We start from the raw sequence: 5,329 nt of genomic DNA, 5'->3' as shown, positions 1-5,329 counted from the left end.
GCGATATCAGCCATTTCTTGATGCATCGGTACAACTGGATTCGGCCCCATCAATTCAACGGTGGGCTGGCGCCAGCTCGGGCCGAAGAAAAACTTAACGTCGTGTCCGGGATTAGTTGACCACTACAAGATCTGTCCTCGGGAAAGTTGTAATTCCGAAAGTTCTTGCTCTCTATATTTGGTTCTGATTTTTTACTACGGTAATTTTTGCATTGAGATAATGGATATATTCCAGCACCATCCAGATTCTAGATCGTTTCAATGGATGGAATTCAAGGCATGCTGGAAGCAAACGCAACTCATATTTCCCTGGCGCTGGAGAGCGTATCGGTTGACCTTCAGGTACTCAGTTTTGTTGGTCGTGAAGCCCTCAATCAGCCCTTCTGCTTTGACATCGAACTTGTCAGCACCCGCCCCGACCTGAAACTCGAAGAGTTGCTGCACAAGCGCGGCTGCCTGACCTTCGGCGCCACCGGCAAAGGCCTTGTCCACGGTCTGGTCTATCGCATCGAGCAAGGCGACTCCGGCAAAAGCCTGACCCGCTACAGCATCAGCCTCGTGCCGCAACTGGCCTACCTGCGCCACAACCACGACCAACAAATCTTCCAGCATCTGACCGTGCCGAAGATCATCGCCCAGGTCCTTGAAGCCCGTGGCATCCTAGCCGACGCCTACAGCTTCCAGCTCGGCGCGATTTATCCGGAGCGCGCCTACTGCGTGCAGTACGACGAATCCGACCTGCACTTCATCCAGCGCCTGTGCGAAGAAGAAGGCATTCACTTCCACTTCCAGCACAGCAGCAGCGGCCACAAACTGGTGTTCGGCGACGACCAGACCGTCTTCCGCAAACTCGCGCCCGTGGCCTACCAGCAAGACTCGGGCATGGCCGCCGAAAAACCGGTGATCAAACGTTTCAACCTGCGCCTGGAAACCCGCACCACCAGCGTCAGCCGGCGCGACTACGATTTCGAAAAGCCAAGTATCCTGCCCGGAGGCGCCGCCAAAAGCTCCTTTGCTCCGGACTTGGAGGACTACGACTACCCTGGCCGTTTCACCAACCGTGCGCGCGGCAAACAACTGGCGACCCGCGCCTTGGAACGCCATCGCAGCGACTACCAACTCGCCGAAGGCAAAGGCGACGAGCCGACGCTGGTTAGCGGCCATTTCCTGGCCCTGAGCGAGCATCCGCGCGCCGAGTGGAACGACCTCTGGTTGCTGCTGGAAGTGATTCACGAAGGCAAACAGCCGCAAGTACTCGGCGAGAATATCACCAGCGATGTCACCCACAGCAAAGACGATTTTCACCAAGGCTACCGTAATCGCTTCCTCGCCACGCCGTGGGATGCGCATTACCGCCCAGCCTTGGAGCATCCAAAACCCAAGGCTCTGGGTAGCCAGACGGCCTTCGTCACCGGGCCACCGGGTGAAGAAATCCATTGCGACGAATACGGGCGTGTCAAAGTCCAGTTCCATTGGGATCGTGACGGTCAGACCAACGATAACTCCAGCTGCTGGTTGCGCGTCGCCACTGGCTGGGCCGGAAATGCCTACGGTGGCATCGCCATTCCACGTGTCGGCATGGAAGTGCTCGTCACCTTCCTCGAAGGCGACCCCGACCAACCGCTGATCACCGGCTGCCTGTTTCACAAGGAAAACGTCGTTCCCTACGACCTGCCGGCGAACAAGACCCGCAGCACGTTCAAGACGCTCATCTCGCCGGGCGGCAAGGGCTACAACGAGTTTCGTATCGAAGACAAAAAAGGTGCGGAACAGATCTACCTACACGCTCAGCGCGATTGGGATGAAAACATTGAGCATGACCAGAAGATCCGCATCGGCAATGAGCGGCATGACACGGTCGAGGCCAATGTTTTCAGCGAGTTCAAGGTGGAAGAACATCGGATCACGCACCTGGATCGCAAGACTGAAGCGCGGGCGGACGATCACCTGACAGTAGGCGTGACCCAGCATGTGAAGGTGGGGGCGGCGCAGTTTGTTGAGGCGGGCCAGGAGATTCACTACCACGCAGGCGACAAAGTGGTGGTTGAGGCGGGGATGGAGCTGACCGCCAAGGCTGGCGGGAGCTTCGTCAAGGTGGATGCCGGTGGCGTGACGATCAGCGGCGCAGACGTGAAGATCAATTCTGGGGGCGCTCCTGGTGTCGGCACGGGTATCCAGATTCTCACGCCATTAATCCCTGGTGCCGCCGCCGCTGCCATTGCGGGACAATTACTCAGTGCACCTCCCGTGGGGGAACTGAACGCCCCTCCTCTGGAGGAAGAGCTTGAGGAAGAGGAAGAAGAGGTCGAGCTGGAAGACATCACCTTACGTGTTGGGGTGTTCTTCGATGGTACCGGCAACAACCGCAACAACAGTGAGCGGGTGTTTGGCTGCTTTGCGCCAGACGTGAACCTGGAGGAAGCAGCTGAAGATATTCGTCAGTTCTGTGCGGTTCACGGTTATGACGGAAAGGGAAGTAGCCCGGATAACAGTTATGGGAATGACCTCAGCAATGTCGCCCGGCTGTATGACCTTTATGAAGACCACTCGAATATAGCGAGGCCAATCGATGCCAAGACGGCTAGCCTGCGAGTTTATGTGGATGGCATCGGTACCAGCAGTACCGCAGAAGATTCCACCTTTTCGCAAGGCACCGGTATAGGTGTGCAGGGCGTCAGGGCGCGAGTTGAGGAAACACCGTCGCTTATTCTCCAGGCTATCCAATCATTTCAGGAGAACAACCCCGATAAGCGCGTGGCTAAAATCGAGTTCGATATCTTCGGCTTCAGCCGTGGCTCCGCAGCGGCAAGGGATTTTGCCAATGAGGTATTGAAGGGTAACCAAAGTATCCTCGCCAAAGCATTGCCGATGGGTGCCCCGGTATTGTCGGATAGCTTTGCTTGGACGCCGCATACCGATGTGTCCATAAATTTCATTGGCGTTTACGACACCGTCGCGGCCATTGCCAATCCGCTGGTGGGGGACTGGACTGGTAATAACGCTTATAACCCAGGGATCAATATCCATCTGGCGCCAGATGCGGCTAAGAAAGTCGTCCAATTGGTGGCTCGAAATGAGCGCCGTTATAACTTTGCCCTCAACAGTCTTGGATCGGCCGATATTGTCCTGCCTGGCGTGCATTCGGATCTGGGCGGCGGCTATTTACCCAAGGCGATGGAGCGCATCCTGCTCAGCAAACCGCGTAAAAGCCCGGTCGAAGAAAGGACGTCTTTCGCTGAAGCCAACAGTTACAAGGTTGCCCAGCAGGACTTGCGACGGCTTCAAGATCAACTGGCCCAATATAACCTTTCGTTGGAGATCCGGACTTGGGAGGTGCCGTTTCGTAGCGCTGACAAAGACAATCGAAAAAACATGAAACACGTTTACGCCGCCGTCAGCAGTCAACGCGAAGTCCGCAGTGATTTGTCCTTGATTTACTTTCGGATCATGCGCGAATTGGCCGTGGAAAACGGAGTACCGTTTGGCGAGATTGACGAAGGCGAGCCGCGACTAGCGCTGCCTGCGGAACTCGTTCCCATCTCCAAAAAAATGATGGCCTACGCTCAGGGAAAAAGCAAAACAACAGCGCTGACTCCGCAGGAGGAGGAACTGCTGTTCAAACGTTACGTTCATATCTCCGATAACTGGAACGCCGCTAAAAGTCGAAATAATAGCGATCTGAATATCGTCTTCATTAATCGACCAGACGAAAACTCTGTGCGCACGGTGCATCCTAATGAGTAATTTTATCCGTATCGCTCTTGTCGTTTTTCTGCTCAGTGGTTGTACTGTCGCCAGCAGCCAGTCAATGCCCTACAAGTCCTGGGACCTGGGGTTCTCGGCCCCCGACTACATGGAGGTTTGGATCGAAACAGCCGATGTCGTCGATATTCAGGACCATGTGTATCCACGTGCGGTTAGTGGCGTCGCGTCAATGCAAGCGCCTCCTAACAACGCTGGCGATCCACGAGGCTGGCCAAAAAAAATAGCCATCGGCGGCGGCAAGCGTGTGACAGGGGCCGACTTGCCCAAACAGATCTATGTTCGCTGGCAGTCGCTGGCCGAACCGCAAACTTACCTGATGGTGATTAAAATCCCCGAGGCGACTCGGGAGCTCATGCGCAAGGGCGAAAAAGTTTTTTGCGCTGCCGATGGCAAATGGATCACTGGATATCGTCAGTCGATCGGTATAAGACTGGTCCCCGGAGGTATCGCCAGAGTCTGGGTAGGCGGTCCTTGCATGACATCCATTGAAGTGACGACGGTAAAAGCCGTGATTGATCCACGTGGCCCGTATGAAGGTAAGTCTGACGGTCACCACCGGCCCCTTTCAGCAGTTTCCAAAGCCTATGTCGAGAAGTTTGGTGTGCCGTACGACTCTTGGAAGTAGGTCAGTGCTGGCCCTTTAAGTATCCTGGAGGCGAAGGGCTAGCACTTACACAGCTTCTCTTTGAACACGGGCCTCAGTAGGTGTCGAACAGTTCGGAAGAGGGGCTGAAGCAGCTATGTCAGGCTCTCGGTGTCGAGGTCGTCGATCAGCGTCACCTCGGTGCGCTCATGCAGGCGAGCAACAATGCCCGAGTTGGGGTCGATAGAGAAAACGGAAAAAATCGTACGCTAGGCATCCAAACTGTAAGGTTGAGGTCGTAGAACTGTACGCTTTGGCGTCAGAAAATGCCGAAAACAGCCCTTCTCTAACACTTCGTAAGAGATTCGCCTGACGCCCAGTTAAGGTGTACTGAGTCGGACACTTATGAAAAACGTAAGCCACTGATTTGACTTGTGATCTTGCTCGAATCCTGACCGTACTCTATGGCTTCCCGAGTTAGTTCGGTTTCTGTGGGCCTGCCCGGGTCGATGGAGAAAACGTAAGTCATTGATTTAACTTGGCACCTTGCTAATAACCTGACCGTTAGCTATGGCTTGACGTACGCTTTTGTCCGATTTCTGCGGATTCCCCTCTAACCTTGCAGAAGTGGCGGGCTGCCGCTATTAGTTTAGGTTCACTCAACACAAGGACGCGAAGATGATCCAGAGATTCGTTGTTGTTCCTGCGATTCCCACCGAAACAGGATCGGTTCGCAATGGAACTCGCTTTCACTCCACTACTGTTCCTACCGGTTTTGATATTTATGACAATCAAGATAAGCATCGATTGCAGTTCACCTACCCGACACAGATAGAAGCAGATTCTGAATGCGATTGTAGTGGTCAACTAATCCCGGACACGACGTTAAGTTTTTCTTCGGCCCGAGCTGGCGCCAGCCCACCGTTGAATTGATGGGGCCGAATCCAGTTGTACCGATGCATCAAGAAATGGCTGATATCGC

2 protein-coding genes are annotated in these 5,329 nt (G+C 54.6%); both read left to right on the top strand.

Annotation, left to right across the window (positions count from 1 at the left end; translation table 11 throughout):
• The first annotated feature begins 278 nt into the window (after window positions 1-278).
• Window positions 279-3,743 (top strand): type VI secretion system tip protein TssI/VgrG, encoded by a 3,465-nt coding sequence (gene tssI / locus EYC95_RS29850; protein WP_131063515.1) that lies wholly within the window; start codon window positions 279-281, stop codon window positions 3,741-3,743.
• On the top strand, window positions 3,736-4,389 hold the full coding sequence (locus EYC95_RS29845) for a DUF2931 family protein (protein ID WP_131063514.1): 654 nt from the start codon (window positions 3,736-3,738) through the stop codon (window positions 4,387-4,389). Before tssI ends, EYC95_RS29845 begins: the two co-directional genes overlap by 8 nt.
• The last annotated feature ends 940 nt before the right edge of the window (window positions 4,390-5,329 follow it).

It is taken from the genome of Pseudomonas sp. BGI-2, assembly GCF_004310295.1.
In the GTDB taxonomy this organism is placed as follows: Bacteria; Pseudomonadota; Gammaproteobacteria; order Pseudomonadales; family Pseudomonadaceae; genus Aquipseudomonas.
Note: the sequence above shows the minus strand (reverse complement) of the source record. Positions and strands in the feature narration are given on the sequence as shown.

Coding starts and splice junctions, on each gene's coding strand:
- tssI (WP_131063515.1), top strand. CDS start 279: ATGCTGGAAGCAAACGCAACTCATATTTCCCTGGCGCTGGAGAGCGTA.
- EYC95_RS29845 (WP_131063514.1), top strand. CDS start 3,736: ATGAGTAATTTTATCCGTATCGCTCTTGTCGTTTTTCTGCTCAGTGGT.